This window comes from uncultured Rothia sp. (assembly GCF_963555405.1).
GTDB lineage: Bacteria > Actinomycetota > Actinomycetes > Actinomycetales > Micrococcaceae > Rothia.
Genome location: NZ_CAUVVO010000002.1, coordinates 217,566 through 234,548, shown reverse-complemented (window position 1 = coordinate 234,548; position 16,983 = coordinate 217,566). Strand labels below are relative to the sequence as shown.

Below are 16,983 nucleotides of genomic sequence, written 5' to 3'. Positions count from 1 at the left end.
CGCGGCTGTTCGCTCTGCTCTCTAGCACCTATTTCTCGGTAGAACTGCCGGGGCTTTTGAAAGGTTGATGTTATGCCTACTCCTCCCTATATCCGTAAGCTGCGTGAGCGGATTGGTTCGGATTACCTGTGGCTGTCCGGTGCGACGGCTGTGGTGTACCGTGAGCAGGATTCTAAGGTGCTGCTGGTGCGCCGTAGCGATAACGGGGCGTGGACCCCGATTACGGGCATTGTGGACCCGGGGGAGAGCCCCGCATTGACCTGCCTGCGTGAGGCGCAGGAGGAGGCGAACGTGCAGATTGAGGTGCTGGAGTTGGCGCAGGTGAAGGCTGACCCGCCGATGCAGTTCGGTAATGGTGACCGCTGCCAGTTCTTGGATCATACGTTCTTGTGCCGCTGGGTTTCTGGTGAGGCGAAGGTGAATGATGAGGAGTCCTCGCAGGTGCGTTGGGTGGATGTGTCTGACCCGGCGGAGCGTGCGTTGCTTTCTGAGCGGATGCTGGACCGTATTGATGCGGCGCTGAACTATGACGGTCACTGCCGTTTTGGTTTGGAGTCGGTGCAGCCGGAAGAGTACTAGACCGGCTGCTGGGGCTGAGTAAAAGCCGCTGAACTAAACCTGCACATACAGAAGGAGGGGCGACCCGCCGTCATGGCGAGTCGCCCCTCCCAGCATTTTTATGACAGTTTGTTACATGTTATTGGGTGGTTCTTCCTGTTTTTCTGTGGGATTGAAGGGTTGAAATCCAGGGTTCTGCTGTGGCTTTGCCTTGTTTATGTCTTTTTTACCTTAAGTTGTGTCTGTGTATCGAGTTATGAGTGGTTTGCATGAGATGCTTTATATATGACACGGGTTACATTGGGAGTGACGGCCCCGTAAGAGTAACCCGAAAAAATTCGTTCACGTGATGTTCTGGTGAGCGTGGTCGCTTTCCTTTTACCCTGCCTATAAATCTTTTAAGGCATGCCATTTTTCTGTGAACTAGGCTCATTGTGTTCATCGCAATTCTTGGTCGCTATTTCGAAGCGTCCTGGAAGGAGCAAAGCATGACAACACATAAAATACCCTGGAGAATCTACGTAGCCCTTATTGGCTCTCTGGTGGGTACAGGAATATATTCCTTCGCCCTACCCATTGCAATTCTCGCTAGTACAGGCGAAATTGGGCTGGCTGGCGTAATGGCGGTAGCCATGCAAATCCCCAATATCGCCTTGGCATATCCGCTAGCAACCCTATCGGATAGTCTGCCTCGAAAAACTATGATTGTGATTGCCGGGGCAGTAAACATCCTCAGCATCCTTACCTTGGCGTTGATGATTGAGCAGCATATGCTGTCATGGTTCGCCATCGCCGCACTAGGATTTGTGAGCGGTGTCTTCTCCGAGCTGGCTGCTGCCTCAGAAGCAGGATATATCCCGCAGCTTCTCGGACGAGAAAACCTTCTTTCGTACAACGCACGTCGTGAAATTTGCGAGGGAATATCCGCAATTATTGCGCCCCCTACAGCAGGATTTATTGTTCTTGTCGCGGGCGCAACGGTCGGTCTTATCGTCCCGGTGCTCCTTTTCGGAGCGGCAACTATTTCATACGCAACGTTGCCATCCGTAGAGATGGAAGCTAAAACTGAGCAACGCGAAACCGCACAACATGGGTTTATTCACCGCATGTTTGACGGTATCCAATACATGTTCTCCGGCACCCCGCAGAGACTTATCCTTGTCTACACGTTCTTCTTGGCGGCAGCTACAGCATCGTATTCACTCATCATTATTTACCGCCTGTATGAGGAGCTCACTTTTGAAGCCTCAGTGGTAGGCATGATTATGGCCTGCAGTGGTATCGGCGGTATTGTCGCGGCACTCATCATCGATCGTTTCCTCTCTTTCGAGAACACACGAGGAATGCTGCTGGTCGCCAATGTCCTATCCCTGCTCGGAATACCGCTCGTCACCGTCAGTAATAACCCCGTAGTGCTCGGTGCCTTGCTCTTCATTCTGGACGTAGGATGGGCATCAGCTTTCATCTTCTCCAACAATCTGCGTGACTGCATTACACCGAATGAGCTACTGGGGCGTGCCAGCTCCCTTGACGGTGCCGTGTTTGGACTAGGAACGCTGTACTCCATGGGCGCGGTAGCACTGATGCTTGACCATCTCGGCTCCTTCAACGCTGCGCTTGTTGTCAGTATCCCGGCTGTACTCTGCCTCATCTACACGCTGGTCCACTATAAACAGTTCAAAGTGTTCAATATCGTTGAACAATAGTGAGAACCTGCCGCCAACTCAATGATGGGGCAGAGAACACAGACAGAGGGAGGGGCGATCCGCCGTCATGGCGAGTCGCCCCTCCCTCTATGGTTAAGCCGCGAACCTCATGCGAGGTTCAGACGGGTGAGATTAGAAGTTGCCCAGCATCTTGGTGACGTCCAGAGCCGCATCCAGCTGCTCCTCAGTCACTTCGCCGCGCTCCACGTAGCCCAGCGCCACAACTGCCTCACGGACAGTCACCTTGTGAGCCACCGAGTACTTAGCGATCTTCGCAGCAGCCTCGTAACCAATCAGCTTGTTCAGCGGGGTCACGGTCGACGGCGAAGCCTCAGCCAGGAAGCGGCAACGGTCAACGTTAGCGGTCAGACCGTCAATCATCTTCTCAGCCGAAACACGGGAGACGTTAGCGAGCAGGCGGATCGACTGCAGCAGGTTAGCGGCCATCACCGGGATACCCACGTTCAGCTCAAACGCGCCGTTAGTGGAGGACAGAGCGATGGTTGCGTCGTTACCGATAACCTGAGCGGCAACCATGATGGTAGCCTCACAAATCACGGGGTTGACCTTACCGGGCATAATCGAGGAGCCGGGCTGCAGGTCGGGGATGTGCAGCTCGCCCAGGCCGGTGTTCGGGCCCGAACCCATCCAGCGGATGTCATTGCTGATCTTCATCAGGCCGTACGCCAGGGTGCGCAGCTGACCGGAAACCTCAATCAGGCCGTCACGGTTAGCCTGAGCCTCGAAGTGGTTACGAGCCTCGGTCAGGGGCAGGCCAGTCTCCTCAGCGAGCAGCTCAATCACGCGAGCGGAGAAGCCGTCGGGGGTGTTGATGCCGGTACCCACAGCGGTACCACCCAGGGGAACCTCAGCCACGCGGGGCAGGGAAGCGTTCACACGCTCAATGCCGTAACGCACGGTTGCGGCGTAGCCGGAGAACTCCTGACCCAGGGTGATGGGGGTTGCGTCCATCAGGTGGGTACGGCCGGACTTCACAACGTCCTTGAACTCTGCGGACTTGCGCTCCAGGGACTCAGCGAGCACCTCGAGAGCGGGAATCAGGTCCTTCACCAGAGCCTCGGTCACAGCAACGTGCACGGAGGTGGGGAAGACGTCGTTGGAGGACTGGGATGCGTTCACGTGGTCATTGGGGTGAACCTCAATGCCCTTGGACTCCAGGGAGCGGGTTGCCAGGGTTGCCAGAACCTCGTTCGCGTTCATGTTCGAGGAGGTACCGGAACCGGTCTGGAAGACGTCAATGGGGAAGTGGGCGTCGTACTTACCGGTTGCTACCAGATCCGCTGCGTCGCGGATAGCCTGGGCGCGCTCAGCGTCGAGCACCTTGAGTTCCTCATTGGCGGTCGCGGCTGCCTTCTTCACGAGGGCAAGCGCACGAATATGGGCGGATTCGAGGGTCTGACCCGAAATCGGGAAGTTCTCGACTGCGCGCTGGGTCTGTGCACGGTAGAGTGCATCAGCCGGAACGCGAACTTCGCCCATGGTGTCATGTTCAATGCGGTATTCAATGTTTTCAGCCATACCTCTAGGATAGGCGTTCAAAGTGGCTTACGTCGCCTCGAAAAGGTGTCAAAAGAGGAAAAACGCTCATAAATTTTGCGGCGTGAGAAGGCGCAGAAAAACCCCGCCCCGGTAGATGTGCGAACACGCTACCGTGGCGGGGATATCCCATAGAAAAATCTGTTGTTAAGTGCGAGCGTGTGGGTTCTCGCACTAAGGCTCGCAACGAGCGGAGAAGAGGAAATCTAGTCCAGGTTCTCGGCAACCACAACGCGCGGGGGAGTCTTCACGACCACCGGAAGCGCCTGAGTCGGCGGGTTCTGCGCGCTGTTCTTCTCCTCCGGCAGGGCCAGGTCCTGCGAACTGAACACCAGCTCCGCCTTACCCTCCTTCAGGTGGTAGAAGACACCAATCACGGCGACCTTACCCTCAACCACCGCATCCGAAATAATGTGGGACTGCTCAATAATGCGGATAGCGGTCTGGCGGGTGTGCTCACGCACCATATCGTTGACGACCGGGTTCTCCGGCAGCTTCGGGGACATCACCGAAGGCAGGATGTGCTGCACCAGGTTACGGATGAAGCCGTGCGGCATCTCACCGGATTCCAGGGACTTGCTGGCTGCGGTCACAGCACCGCAGGAGTCGTGACCGAGAACCATCACGATGGGGGTCTCAAACTCCTCAACCGCGTACTCCAACGAGCCGAGCGCAGCGTTCTCCAGCACGTGGCCGGCGGTACGCACCACGAACGCATCACCCAGACCCAGGTCAAAAATAATCTCCGCCGCCAGACGCGAGTCACCGCAACCAAAAATCGAGGCGAACGGGAACTGACCTGATGCAAGGTCGGTACGGCGAATCGTGTCCTGGTTGGGGTGCTCGTTGCTACCCTCAACAAAACGGCGGTTACCGTCCTTCAGACGCTTCCATGCTTCTGCGGGAGTCGGTTGAATGCCGGCCATATGATGCTCCTTAGCGGACAAATACAGATAACGCGTGCCGTCGGAGCCAGCGAATCTGCGAACGGGTATGTGGGGCTTCAGGCGCTCGCGCTGAAGCTCAGCTCCTTGCCGGGAGTCTCCCGGAGAAAGAACCTACCTCAAATATGCCTTAAATATGCGAAAAATAGCTAGTTTGGCACGCCTTCACAACACCCAAAATCAGCGCCTCAGAGCGTATGAAGCCTCGAAGCGAGACGCAGCCCTCACAGATTTGCCGCATCTGCTCACCTTAAAGTCAACACGCACGCAAACTCGTTCAGAACAAGAAAAACGAAGCCTGCGCGCGCTATCCTGAAAGAAGCACTACTGCGTCGGCGACTTCGTGCTGGAAAGAACCAGCCAGCCGACAGTGTATTCAGAAATCTCGAAGGTGAGTCTATGACTACGAACAACAATCACGGCGATCGCAACCTCGCAATGGAACTGGTCCGCGCGACTGAAGCAGCAGCAATTGCTGCAGGCCCCTGGGTCGGCGCAGGTGAAAAGAACCTCGCAGATGGTGCAGCCGTAGACGCAATGCGTTACCGCCTCTCCACCGTCAACTTCAACGGCACCGTCGTCATCGGTGAAGGCGAGAAGGACAAGGCTCCCATGCTGTACAACGGCGAGAACGTCGGCGACGGCTCCGGTCCCTCCCTCGACGTCGCGGTTGACCCCATCGACGGTACCCGCCTGACCGCACTCGGCATGGACAACGCCCTCTCCGTGATTGCTGTGGCAGACGGCGGCACCATGTTCGACCCCTCCGCAGTGTTCTACATGGAGAAGCTGGTCACCGGCCCCGAAGCCGCAGAGTTCGTCGACCTGCGCCTGCCCGTCAAGCAGAACCTGCACCTGGTCGCTAAGGCTAAGGGCAAGAAGGTCAGCGAGCTGACCGTATGTGTGCTGGACCGCCCCCGCCACGCCAAGCTGATTCAGGAGATTCGCGAGGCAGGTGCCCGTACCCGCATCATCCTCGACGGTGACGTCGCCGGCGCTATCGCAGCCTGCCGCGAAAACACCGGCGTGGACCTCATGCTCGGCACCGGCGGCACCCCCGAAGGCGTTGTCGCAGCATGCGCTATCAAGGCAACCGGTGGCGTTATCCAGGGCCGCCTGGCACCGACCGACGAGGCAGAGCGTGAAAAGGCGCTGGAAGCCGGCCACGACCTCGACCGCGTGCTGACCACCAACGACCTGGTCACCAGCGACAACTGCTTCTTTGCCGCAACCGGTATCACCGACGGTAAGCTGCTGCGCGGCGTTCGCTACAGCAAGAACGTTGTGACCACCCAGTCGCTGGTTATGCGTTCCTCCTCGGGTACCGTGCGTACCGTTGAGGCTGAGCACCGCCTCTCCCGCCTGCGCGAGATTCTCTCTCACACCAAGAGCCCCGAAGAGCAGTAATCCTCGAAGGGCAGTAATCTTCGCCCCCGCAAGGGCTGAGGAGTCTTAGCGAGACTCCTCAAACATTGCACATACATACACAGGGAGCCACCCCCCACCGAAGAACTCGGTGAGGGCGGCTCCCTCGTATATTTAGCTTTTAGTTCTCAGGATACGCCCCAGTAAGGACGAGCCTGAAGCCGTTAGCGAGAGCGGAAAGACTGAACCTTCGCCTTCGCCTTCGACACAGCATCACGAACAGCCGGACGAGCCTTGTACGCCAGGGTGTAGGCGCGGTAGCCCAGCGAGGTCACCGGAACATCCCAGGTACCCGGGTACTCCACCGACTCGCCGCCGAAGGACTTCTTGAACTTCGTGAAACCAGCCCACTCGTGGTCCGGCTGATCCTCCGGCGCAATACCGAAGAGGTCAACGTACTTCAGACCCTTACGCTTAGCGTCCAGGATAAAGTTCGTCACCACCACAACACCTGCACTAAGGTTGCGGTGCTCGAAGGAAGCCGCAGCGTGCGCGTAGGTGCGGGTGTCATCCGAATCGTACACAAACGCCGCCGCAATCGGGGTGCTCTCACCGTTCTCATCGGTCAGCTTCGCAATGTACAGGGACGCCGCACCGGCGGGCATCAGCACGCGAGCAACCTGCATCAGGTACTCATCCTGCTGACGGTTAAAACCGTTACGGTCCGCGGTTTCCTCGAGGAAGCCGAAGAGAATCGTCATATCCGAGGGATTGGTCGACACCTCAATGGTCACGCCCTTTTTGTGGAGATTACGATGACGATTACGGTAACTGGAGCTCATTCCCTTGAGGATTTCGTCCTCAGTGCCCGAAAGATCAATAATCTGAGTGTGCGAAGGCTGCACCTGGCGAGGAGCCAGAACCGCACCGCGACGAGCCAAGAAAGCAGCCGCATCCTGATCGCCCCAAATAGCGGATTCAGTAGGCTCAATGCGCACAAACAGGCAACGAAGCTTTGCGGCCTCTTCCTTCAACGACGCGAGAGCCTCATCAAAAGCCACAGCGCTGGAGGCGACCGGTCCGTACGGGCTGTACAGGTAGCGGCCGGTAGTGCCGCCCTCAACGGTTGCAAGGTACGACCAGCCGTTACCGCTATTACGAATTACGGTGTGACCATTAGATTCCTGAAAACGTGCCCAAATATCGGACTGAAGAATATTGCTCATCCTTCTAGTGTATCCGAGCTTAGGGAACGTAAGCCTGGGGCTCCGACGAAGCCTCGGGAGCAGAAACGGGGCGGGGTGCGGAGGAGCTCTCCTCCGCCTCGCGCTCGGCCGCTGCCTTTGCCTTCGCCTCGGCAACTCGGGTGCGCAGAGTGGCTCCCTTGTCCATAGCGCTCTGACGCAGATCCTGAGAGAACTGACGCAGGTCGTCATGCACCTGGCGGGCGAAAGAATCAGTACCCGAACCCAGGATGCGCAGGGCCAGCAGACCCGCATTGCGAGCACCGTTAATGGACACGGTAGCCACCGGAACACCGGCGGGCATCTGGACAATCGACAGCAGCGAGTCCATGCCTTCGAGGTTCTTCAGGCGCACCGGAACACCAATCACCGGCAGAGCGGTGACGGAGGCGAGCATGCCCGGCAGGTGAGCGGCACCGCCGGCACCGGCAATAATCACGCGGATACCGCGGCTGTGAGCCTTCTTGCCGTACTCAATCATGTCCTCGGGCATGCGGTGAGCCGAGACGACGTCAGCCTCGTAGGGGATGCCGAACTCGTCCAGAACCTCGGCTGCGGCCTCCATGACCGACCAGTCCGAATCCGAACCCATCACAATACCGACGATGGGCTGGGAGGAATCATAGGGAGACTGAGACATAATCCTCATATCCTTTCAGGATGCGGTGGCGAACCACCATCACTAGGGGGTACCGGATATGCAGGATGCACTCACCCCGCGCACCGGCTAAAACAGGGGCTACAGGGGGCGGCCGTCACGCAAAATGGAGGCGGCATTCGCGGCGCTATGGCGCAGATCTTCAAGCTCAGCCACCGTGCCGGTAATGTTCACGTGACCAATCTTGCGGCCTGGACGGGTTTCCTTGCCGTAGAAGTGAATCTTGGCGCGCGGCTCAGCCGAGAGCGCCAGCGGGTAGACGCCGAAAATGTCTTCGTTCTCGCCGCCCAGGTAGTTCTTCATCACTGCAACGCCCTCCAGCACGGAGGTATCGCCCAGCGGCAGATCAAGCACCGCACGCAGGTGCTGCTCGAACTGGCTGGTCACCGAACCGTCCTGGGTCCAGTGGCCGGTATTGTGCGGGCGCATCGCCAGCTCGTTGATGTAGAAGCCTGCGGGGGAGCCGGGCACCTCAAAAAGCTCAGCAGCCATCACACCGGTGACACCCAGCTCGGAAGCAATAGTCACGGCGGCGGAAGCGGCAGCCTCAGCAATCTCGGGGTCCAGATTCTGCGCGGGGGCAATGACCTCGTCACAGATGGAGTTCACCTGGATGGTCTCAACGACCGGCCAGGGGCGCACCTCGCCGCTTTCACGGCGAGCAACCAGCGCGGAGAGCTCACGGGTGAAGGGCACCTTCTCCTCAGCGAGCAGGGCGGAGAAATCAGTGCGGGAAGGCAGCTGCTCGAACCACTCGGCGCTGCGCTCGCGAGCATCGGCGGGGGAATCCAGAACGAGAACGCCCTTGCCGTCGTAGCCGCCGCGCGGGGTCTTCAACACCACGGGCCAGCCGATCTCATCACCGAAGGCGAGCAGCTCGTCCAGGGTAGAAACCTGAGCCCAACGCGGGTTCGGCAGACCCAGGCGCTCAACGGCCTGGCGCATCAGGAGCTTGTCCTGGGCGTACTGCAGGGCTTCGGGGCGGGGCTGAACGTTCACGCCCTCTGCCATGAGAGCGCGCAGAAAATCGGTGGGCACGTGCTCGTGGTCGAAAGTGATGACATCCTTGCCGCGAGCAAACTCGCGGAGGGTGTCCAGGTCTTTGTAGTCCCCGACGGGCGCGGTACGTACCGCTGCCACGGCGCCGACGGTGGGCGCCTCCGCAAGAATCTGCAGGTCGAGGCCAAGGTTAGTTGCTGCGGGTGCCATCATGCGGGCCAGCTGGCCTCCGCCGATGACGCCAATTACGGGTCCAGTCACAGGGTAAGTCACAGCACCTAAGTGTACCGGTTTCAGAGTGCTTATGGGAGCAAGACCACATTAAGGTCACAGAATGAGTGCCAGGGAGGTAAAACAATCCAGCGCATAGATTCTTGCGCGGTCGATGTAGCGCGGCGGATACGCGGTAAAGCCCTCAAGCGTGCCTCTTCGACATCATCAGCGGTAAGGTGAACGGAGGTATCCCGATAGCTGGGAGGTCCATGGAAAAACTCTCAGAGGTACAGAGAAGACGGCAGGACTGTATTAACATATAAGAGCTTGTAAAAGAGGCTGAAACATTCGACCGTCGCCGCGTAACTAGCGTCCACCGTCGCATATCGCCCCTTTTTCCCGATAAAACTCCGCTAGATAGGCCCCGTATGAGCGCACAGACGAAACCGACCCTCACCGAACGCTTGAAATCCCTCTGGGACAGCTACGGTATTGAGGTGCTCAAATTCGGTACCGTGGGCGGCGCCGCCTTCATCGTAAACTCTGTGACGGTGTGGGTGCTGATGATGACCATCATGTCGGAGTCCCACACTAAGGCGAAGGTCGTTGCAAGTGTTGTCGCAACCATCTTCTCCTGGCTCATGAACCGCCTGTGGACCTTCCGCGACTCCCGCTCCGAGAACTGGAAGCGCGAAGCTATCGAATTCGGCTTGGTCAATCTGCTCGGCATCCTCGTTGAGGCCGGCTGTGTGGCATTCAGTACCTACGTGCTGAACCTGCGCACCCCCGAGGCGTCCTTCATCTCCGGTACGATCATCGGTACCATCCTGGGCACCATCCTTCGCTACTTCCTCTACCGCTTCTGGGTGTACGGTTCGCACCGCCAGAAAGTCGAAGAGGGCGAAGGTACCGACCACGAGGAGCTCGGCCGCATGTTTGACGAAGCTGCCGCCATTCTCGACGGCGAAGAGCCCGCAGCACGTAAGGCAACCTCTGAAGCGGCTGCATCCGAGGCGCAGTCGAAGCCCGGTTCGCAGAACTCCTAGACCCGCCTAAGGCCGACCATCAGCTAAGACTTGTTCCAAAAACTTATCCCCCGATACACGCTGTATCGGGGGATAAGTTTTTTAAAAATCTAGAAACTGTGGAAGACTCACTAGCTACGGGGAATCTCCGCCGCACGCTCGGAATCCATCAGAGACGCCAACTGCTCATCCTGCCAGTCTACGCTCGGGTCAGCCACAAACACCGCATGACCGGAGAGCAAAATCGCCAGCACCTCCAACAGGGCGCTCATGGTCGCCTCCGAGGCATCAAAAGCGTAATCGGGGCTCAACTCCAGCGCGAGCGCACGCTGACCCGAAGGCAGCGCATAACCCGCCGTGCGATAAATCTGTGCCTGTGCAAGCGCCTGCTCGTACGCCTCTGCGTATGTGAAGCCCTCAAGCACCTCTGCCGAGTCATCCGGAAGCATACCGGAGTACTGGTCGCCAAAGCTACGCACCAGCGCACAATAATCGAGCACCTCATCGGCATAGGAGGACAGCGCCTGCAGGTCACCGGTGTAAGAAAGCGCCAGCGGGGCACGATCAACCGCCAGAAGGTACGCGGGGTCGTTCGTGTAGCCAGCCTCCTGCTCGGTGCAGACTGCGGCAACCAACGGCTCATCCTGGTTCAGCAGAGCGCCCACACGCAGCGCCGCCAAGCCCAGAACAATAGTGCGCCAGTGCAGGGGAACCTGAAGGTCAAAGTCCTCACCAGGCTCCAGTTCGCATTCTTCAACCAGCAGGTTTGCGCTCTTATCAACCCAATTCATGAGGACCCTGCCGGAGAGCTCGATGCGCTCGCCATTTACCGAATACCAGATGAGGGCGGGAGTCTGCTGGCTGCTGAGCTTCTCAAAGAAGCGGTTCAGAGTTGTGGGCACGGAGGCGCCGGTGGGGGAGAGAGTAACCATGGGTTTCACTCTACCGCACCGTGTGGTGGGGCGCGTGGAGAAGCCGACGCGGGAGTAAAAGATACAGGGGTAAAGTAAAAACGCCTAAGGATGCCTTAAAAAATCTAATGGCTCAAAATGTTTGACAGCCCTAATGTCTCATTTTGGAATGTGGCATAAATATAAATTGGAAATGTAAATGGTTCGCAATGCCTCGAAAATATTCAGAAACCGCATGGTGAAAAAGATAAGTTTTTCTTATCTAATTATTAGAATCTTTCCCTGTACTCGAGATGGGGCGTGTGGGATGGTCGTCATGAACCCTTATATTTGCAGTCAGGATGCGGAATTTGCGGGCGATGGAAACCACTCCTGGAGAAGGGAAAACCTGGGTGTCCCTTAGGTGTGAGCGAGGGTAAGTGGTGCGTGGGAAAATATATAAAGGTCAAATTTACATTAAATATGACGCCCCTAACACATACATCTAAATATTGTTTAAGTCTAGTTTGACGAAACGGCGTGTCGCACGTCTAATAGATATATAAGCGTGTTTGCCTTGGAGGGACCGTAGAGGCCAAAGCGAACCATGCCACACCATACACACTAAGATTCCGTCCACGACGGATCCGCAGACTCATTAAGCTCACAATGAGAACACGGAAGGAAAACCCATGGGCTCCTACATTGCATCGGACCGCTCCATCGCGGCCGCGCGCGCATCAGGCGCTCAGCACCGTAGCATGAATCCCACTCAATCTCTCGAAAAAGCCACCGACGCCTTTCTCGCAGACGCAGAACGAAACATGCCTGCCTGCACCGACGTATGGACCGCAGCCGCAGGACTCTACGGAACCGAAGGCGAAGACGGAGAACTCGCCTGGCAAGCTGAAGCACTCTGCGCCCAAACCGACCCCGAAGCCTTCTTTCCCGAAAAAGGCGGATCCACCCGAGACGCCAAAAGGGTATGCAGTGTATGCCCCGTGCGCGAAGAATGTCTACAATATGCAATGGACAATGACGAGCGCTTCGGAATCTGGGGCGGGCTGTCAGAACGTGAACGCCGCCGACTGCGCAAGCAGGCGAGCTAAGCCAGGAAGGTACCATCTACATGCAGACCGCACGACTGTGCTCCCGCCAAACCTGCCAGCGAGAGGCGACTGTTACTCTCCACTACTCCTACGCAGATTCCACGGCACTCATTGACGCGCTCTCTGAATTTCGCGAACCCCACGCCTACGACCTCTGCGACGACCACGCCGCACGACTGACGGCACCGCAGGGTTGGCGAGTGGTCTACAAGGTACCCGTCCAGGGTGCGGACACCACCGAATCCTAGAATTCGAACCCAAGATTTAAACACCCGAATGCAAAGAACCTTCCGTGAATTCACACGGAAGGTTCTTTGCGTATGAGAAACTGGCAGATAGTACAGACACCCGCAACTCACTCAAACACCATTCACTCGAAGAAGAACGCGAGATCAATGAGCAAAGAAACACACCGAGGAATGTGGGGCGCACTGCGCCCGGCCATCCGCAGCAATAGCGCCGAAGAACTTCTCAAGGCCCGCCGCGCAGAGACCGTCACCAGTGAACCGGCGCCGCACACCGGCGCATTCGGCCGCATCGCAGCAGACGTACCCACCGTCGCTGAAGAACCCGACCTGCCCACCGGCTCCGTACCCGTCGTCCCGGCACGCAGCAAACTTCGTGAGCAGGGCGTCGGCACCCGCGTGCGCACCCGCACCAACGTCTCCACCGGCTTCGTGCCCCTCGTCCGCGACTCGCAGAGCACCCCCAAAAACCCGACCCTCAGCGACCTCAACCGCGAAACCATGCAGCGCGCCGCCGAAGCAGAAGCCGCAGCAGCAGAAGCCGAAAAAGCCGCTGAAGCAGAACCCGTCGCTACCGCGGAGGCGGCAAGCGCCTCCACCGCCGGACGCAAGTACCGCACCGAAACCACCCGTACCGGCCACACCCAGGCAGTTGCAGACCCCAACGCACCGCTGTCCTCCCTGGCTGCCTCACCCGAGGCCGCTGAACGCGCCGCGGCACGCGAAGACGCTGTGGAAGACACCCCGCGCTTCCTCAAGCTCCGAGCAACCCTCATCGCGCTCACCGTACCGCTGACCGTACTCATGATCGCGATTCGTGCCGTTGCTTCCGCGCCCTTCCTCTGGCTCGAATACCACCGCCCCGGATTCCCCGAAGACAGCTACGGCTACTACCTCATCGAGAGGATGCGCCTGGGCTCCTACGGTGTGGACTACATCAACAACTTCGCGCCGCGAGAATACCTCGCCCGCGTCACCACCGGCGCCGACAACACCCTCGCCTTCACCGAGGCAGAAGTGAACCACATGCACGACGTGAAATGGGTACTGCTCATCGCCACCGTTGCCGTTGCCGCGCTCTTCTTGGTGACGCTCTTCAGCAGCATCTCCCTGCGTGAGCGTGCCCCCGGAACCATTCGCCGTAGCCTCTTCGCCGGCACCTGGATTACCCTGGGACTCATCGTGGCACTCGGTGTTGTGGGCGTCTTCGGCTGGGAATGGCTGTTCACCACCTTCCACCAGGTATTCTTCCCGCAGGGCAACTGGGAGTTCTCCGTGCGAAGCTCCCTAATCCGCCTCTACCCGCCGCAGTTCTGGATCGACGCGGCAATCGCCGTGGCGGTCCTCGTGGCAGCGCAGATTACCCTCCTGCTCGTGACCACCTGGCCCACCAAATACCGCAAGCTCAAGGCAGAACGCCGCCGCCAGGAACGTCAGGAACTGCGCGTCAAGCTCGCCTCCGCACGAGTCGGCGAGAACTAAATTCCATAAGCCTTCTCGCTCCCCACGTTAGAGCGCTGAGGGCACAACAAAGGGGGCTGGGCATCTACCCATACGGTAGAGCCCAGCCCCCTTCGCTATACCCAAGCACGTATCACCCGGCTTGCATCATCCGAGCCTAAATCCAGGACTTAAACCACATATGCGAATACCACTGCTCATACGGAATCACCTGAGCAGTCCACAGCGGCATAAAGTACGCACTCAACATGAGCACGCCCACCAGGTAAATCGCCACCAGCGTCACGCCCAAACGAGCACGCAACACCGAACCGCGAGCACCCGACAGCGCCAGACCTAAAGTACCTGCCAACAGCAGAATCAGGAACGGTTCAAAGGACAGCGCGTAGAAGTAGAACATCGTGCGAGTCGGGTACATAAACCACGGGAAATAGCCCGCACCGAACACAACCAGCAACGCGCCAAAACGCCAATCACGCTTCAACAACAGAACCAGAAGCGCCACAATAATCGCCGGAATAAAAGCCCACCAAATCGCCGGGTTACCGATATTCAAAATAGCCTCGGAACAGGACTTCACGGTACAACCCGAAGAGCCCAGCTTCGGCGACTCATAGTAGTACGAGGTTGGGCGGCCCAAAACCAGCCACTGCCACGCCTGCGAAGAATACGTGTGCGGGCTGCTCAAACCAGAATGGAACTTAAACGCCGACACATGATACTCCCACAAGGAACGCAGATCCTCAGGAAGCCACATGACGCCCTTGCCCGGGTTCTCAACAGCCCAACGGCGGAAATACGCATTCGACGACTGGAACCAGCCCGCCCAGGTGCTCAGGTACACCAGCAGACCCACACCAATCATCTGGAAGAACGCGGGGATGCCATCACGTACCAGCGCCGTCAAACCCCACTTGTTCAGACCCACAATACGGCGAGCATTAATATCCCAGAACACCGTTAGCAGACCCATCGCCGCAATAAAGAACAGCGAATTCCACTTCACGCCCACCGCGGCACCGGCACACACACCGGCAGCAAAACGCCACAGGCGCAGACCCATGCTCGGGCCCCACGGCATCGGCGGAAGCACACCGCTATTCTGACGTGCCGCCTCCGCAATATGGCGCGCCAACACGCGCCGCGCCTGAACACGGTCAAGCACCAGGCACACAAAAGTCGCCAGAATCCAGAACATCTGGAAGATATCCAGCAGAGCCAAACGAGACTCCACCAGCATTAGGCCATCTACCGCAGCCAGCAGAGCTGCAATAGTCGCCACCGTCATCGAACGGAACAGCAACCAGCCAGCATACGCAATCAACGCCACCGACAGGGTGCCAATCACCGCAGCAGAAACACGCCAACCAAAGGGATTGTTATCACCAAAAATTGCCATGCCCGCGGCAATCATCCACTTACCCAACGGCGGATGCACCACATACTCCGGCGAATCCGTCAACAGACCCGACGGATGACCCGCCGCAAAAGACGCATTAGCGTCCTTCGACCAGCTCAACTCATAGCCGTAATGCACATACGAGTAGGCATCCTTGGCGTAGTAGGTCTCATCAAAAACAATGGCATTCGGATGCGCCAAATTATAAAAACGCAGAATACCGGCAACCAGCACAATCAGTGCGGGCGCCAGCCAGCCCCAACGCGGGGCACGAATATAGGCAACAGCGAGCGCATCCAGCAGAGAATCGAGGCTGTAACGACCACGTTCAAACGAAGAACGGGCCGAACCAGCCGAACCAGCCGGAGCGACAGATGCGGGAGAAAGTAGCTTAGGTATCTTCACCTCATCAATCCTAAAGGGTCAGAAGGCACGATGCACCATTTCAGCCCGTGAACGGCTTATATGACGCACCCGGAACCTGCACCTGACGCAGAGCTCTGACCTGCGCCCCACTCGGCAAGATTACCCGGCACCGGATTGAGCGCGGGCGTTACACTTAGTGGGTACACGAAGACCAGACACAGACACGAGGCCTGCCATGACCGCACCCGCAGAATACACCGAAGAAACCACCGACCCCGCAGAAACGGTCGAGGCACCCGAGACTGACACCGCTGATGCTGCTGTCACCTCTGAAGAAGGCGGCATGCTCATCCTCGGCGGCACCCCCATCGGCAACCTCGCCGACGCCTCCGACCGTCTGCGTACTGAACTCGCCACCGCAGACCTCATCGCCGTTGAAGACACCCGCAAGCTGCGAACCCTCGCCTCCGGGCTTGGCGTGCGCACCCGCGGCCGCGTCATCGTCAACCACGACCACAACGAAGAAGAACGCAGCGAAACCATCGTGCAGGCGGTACAGGATGGCCAGCGCGTACTACTGCTCTCGGATGCGGGCATGCCCACTATCTCCGACCCCGGCTACGTTGCCGCCGCAGCCGTCGCGGAAGCCGACCTGCCTGTCACCGTGGTGCCCGGCCCCTCCGCCGCACTGACCGCGCTCGCGCTCTCGGGCCTACCCACCGGACGATTCACCTTCGAAGGCTTCCTCGCTCGCAAGGGCTCCGAACGTACCCGCCGCCTGGCATCGCTGGCGGGGGAGGAGCGCACCATGATTTTCTACGAATCCCCGCACCGTACCGCCGCAACCCTCGCGGACTTCGTGCAGACCTTTGGCGCGGACCGCCGAGGCACCGTCAGCCGCGAGCTGACCAAGCTCCACGAGGAGGTTCGACGCGGTACCCTGGCTGAGCTTGCCGAGTGGGCAGAGTCCGAACGTATTCGCGGTGAAATTGTCATTATCGTCGAGGGCGCGCAGACCCCCGAAACCCCCGAAGCGCAGGACATCGTGCAGCTGGTCCTCGACCGAGTGACTGGCGGCGAGCGCCTCAAGAGCGCCTGCGCCGCGGTCGCCGCCGAAACCGGCACTTCCAAGCGAGACCTGTACGAGGCGGCACTGGCTGCCCGCTCCGAATAACCTAGACCGCTTCGAATAGCCCGGACTTACCCCACAGTATTACCCCCAAGTTTTTATCCCAAGGATTTAT

The 16,983-nt window shown here is 58.5% G+C and carries 15 protein-coding genes; 8 read left to right on the top strand and 7 right to left on the bottom strand.

Translation table 11 applies throughout. The annotated features are described in order from the left end of the window. Positions 1-72: 72 nt before the first annotated feature. Together RWL87_RS02400 and RWL87_RS02395 are read left to right on the top strand one after the other, a co-directional pair. Positions 73-579: an NUDIX domain-containing protein gene (locus tag RWL87_RS02400; RefSeq protein ID WP_313968777.1), complete on the top strand. Its 507-nt coding sequence runs from the start codon at positions 73-75 to the stop codon at positions 577-579. Between the two features lie 467 nt (positions 580-1,046). Then, complete coding sequence (locus RWL87_RS02395; protein ID WP_313968776.1) at positions 1,047-2,264, top strand: MFS transporter; 1,218 nt, start codon at positions 1,047-1,049, stop codon at positions 2,262-2,264. A 132-nt stretch (positions 2,265-2,396) separates the two neighbouring features. On the opposite strand, the gene RWL87_RS02390 is transcribed toward RWL87_RS02395, so the two are convergent. Further along, the gene (locus RWL87_RS02390) at positions 2,397-3,803 is read right to left on the bottom strand and encodes a class II fumarate hydratase (RefSeq protein ID WP_049338717.1); all 1,407 of its coding nucleotides are present in this window, start codon (positions 3,801-3,803) and stop codon (positions 2,397-2,399) included. Positions 3,804-4,027: 224 nt separating this feature from the next. After that, the gene (locus RWL87_RS02385; protein ID WP_311448600.1) at positions 4,028-4,747 is read right to left on the bottom strand and encodes a carbonic anhydrase; all 720 of its coding nucleotides are present in this window, start codon (positions 4,745-4,747) and stop codon (positions 4,028-4,030) included. Positions 4,748-5,164: 417 nt separating this feature from the next. Between RWL87_RS02385 and glpX the strand changes: the two genes are divergently transcribed. Beyond that, positions 5,165-6,172: a class II fructose-bisphosphatase gene (gene glpX, locus RWL87_RS02380; protein WP_049327916.1), complete on the top strand. Its 1,008-nt coding sequence runs from the start codon at positions 5,165-5,167 to the stop codon at positions 6,170-6,172. A 182-nt stretch (positions 6,173-6,354) separates the two neighbouring features. Here glpX and RWL87_RS02375 read toward each other — a convergent pair whose 3' ends face one another. The 3 genes from RWL87_RS02375 to RWL87_RS02365 all read right to left on the bottom strand — a co-directional run bounded on the left by RWL87_RS02375 (position 6,355) and on the right by RWL87_RS02365 (position 9,244). Then, positions 6,355-7,356: a peptidoglycan bridge formation glycyltransferase FemA/FemB family protein gene (locus tag RWL87_RS02375; protein WP_313968775.1), complete on the bottom strand. Its 1,002-nt coding sequence runs from the start codon at positions 7,354-7,356 to the stop codon at positions 6,355-6,357. A 19-nt stretch (positions 7,357-7,375) separates the two neighbouring features. Beyond that, positions 7,376-8,014, bottom strand: coding sequence for a 5-(carboxyamino)imidazole ribonucleotide mutase (gene purE, locus RWL87_RS02370; RefSeq protein WP_296545522.1), 639 nt, complete (start codon positions 8,012-8,014; stop codon positions 7,376-7,378). A 99-nt stretch (positions 8,015-8,113) separates the two neighbouring features. Beyond that, on the bottom strand, positions 8,114-9,244 hold the full coding sequence (locus RWL87_RS02365; protein ID WP_399534109.1) for a 5-(carboxyamino)imidazole ribonucleotide synthase: 1,131 nt from the start codon (positions 9,242-9,244) through the stop codon (positions 8,114-8,116). 428 nt (positions 9,245-9,672) lie between these two features. On the opposite strand from RWL87_RS02365, the gene RWL87_RS02360 reads away from it, so the two are divergent. Continuing rightward, entirely contained in the window at positions 9,673-10,290 is a 618-nt protein-coding gene (locus tag RWL87_RS02360) for a GtrA family protein (protein ID WP_070634169.1), read from the top strand. 110 nt (positions 10,291-10,400) lie between these two features. Here RWL87_RS02360 and RWL87_RS02355 read toward each other — a convergent pair whose 3' ends face one another. Next, positions 10,401-11,201, bottom strand: coding sequence for a TIGR03089 family protein (locus RWL87_RS02355; RefSeq protein ID WP_313968774.1), 801 nt, complete (start codon positions 11,199-11,201; stop codon positions 10,401-10,403). A gap of 650 nt (positions 11,202-11,851) precedes the next feature. On the opposite strand from RWL87_RS02355, the gene RWL87_RS02350 reads away from it, so the two are divergent. The 3 genes from RWL87_RS02350 to RWL87_RS02340 all read left to right on the top strand — a co-directional run bounded on the left by RWL87_RS02350 (position 11,852) and on the right by RWL87_RS02340 (position 13,995). Continuing rightward, positions 11,852-12,268 (top strand): WhiB family transcriptional regulator, encoded by a 417-nt coding sequence (locus RWL87_RS02350; protein ID WP_049355006.1) that lies wholly within the window; start codon positions 11,852-11,854, stop codon positions 12,266-12,268. A 20-nt stretch (positions 12,269-12,288) separates the two neighbouring features. Continuing rightward, the gene (locus RWL87_RS02345) at positions 12,289-12,516 is read left to right on the top strand and encodes a DUF3499 family protein (RefSeq protein WP_049355007.1); all 228 of its coding nucleotides are present in this window, start codon (positions 12,289-12,291) and stop codon (positions 12,514-12,516) included. A 147-nt stretch (positions 12,517-12,663) separates the two neighbouring features. Then, a complete protein-coding gene (locus RWL87_RS02340; protein ID WP_313968773.1) occupies positions 12,664-13,995 on the top strand; it encodes a DUF1461 domain-containing protein in 1,332 nt (443 codons plus the stop codon). Positions 13,996-14,131: 136 nt separating this feature from the next. Here the strand turns inward: RWL87_RS02340 and RWL87_RS02335 are convergent, their stop codons facing one another. After that, complete coding sequence (locus tag RWL87_RS02335; RefSeq protein ID WP_313968772.1) at positions 14,132-15,778, bottom strand: phospholipid carrier-dependent glycosyltransferase; 1,647 nt, start codon at positions 15,776-15,778, stop codon at positions 14,132-14,134. Between the two features lie 196 nt (positions 15,779-15,974). Between RWL87_RS02335 and rsmI the strand changes: the two genes are divergently transcribed. Next, positions 15,975-16,913, top strand: coding sequence for a 16S rRNA (cytidine(1402)-2'-O)-methyltransferase (gene rsmI / locus RWL87_RS02330; protein WP_313968771.1), 939 nt, complete (start codon positions 15,975-15,977; stop codon positions 16,911-16,913). Positions 16,914-16,983: the final 70 nt, after the last annotated feature.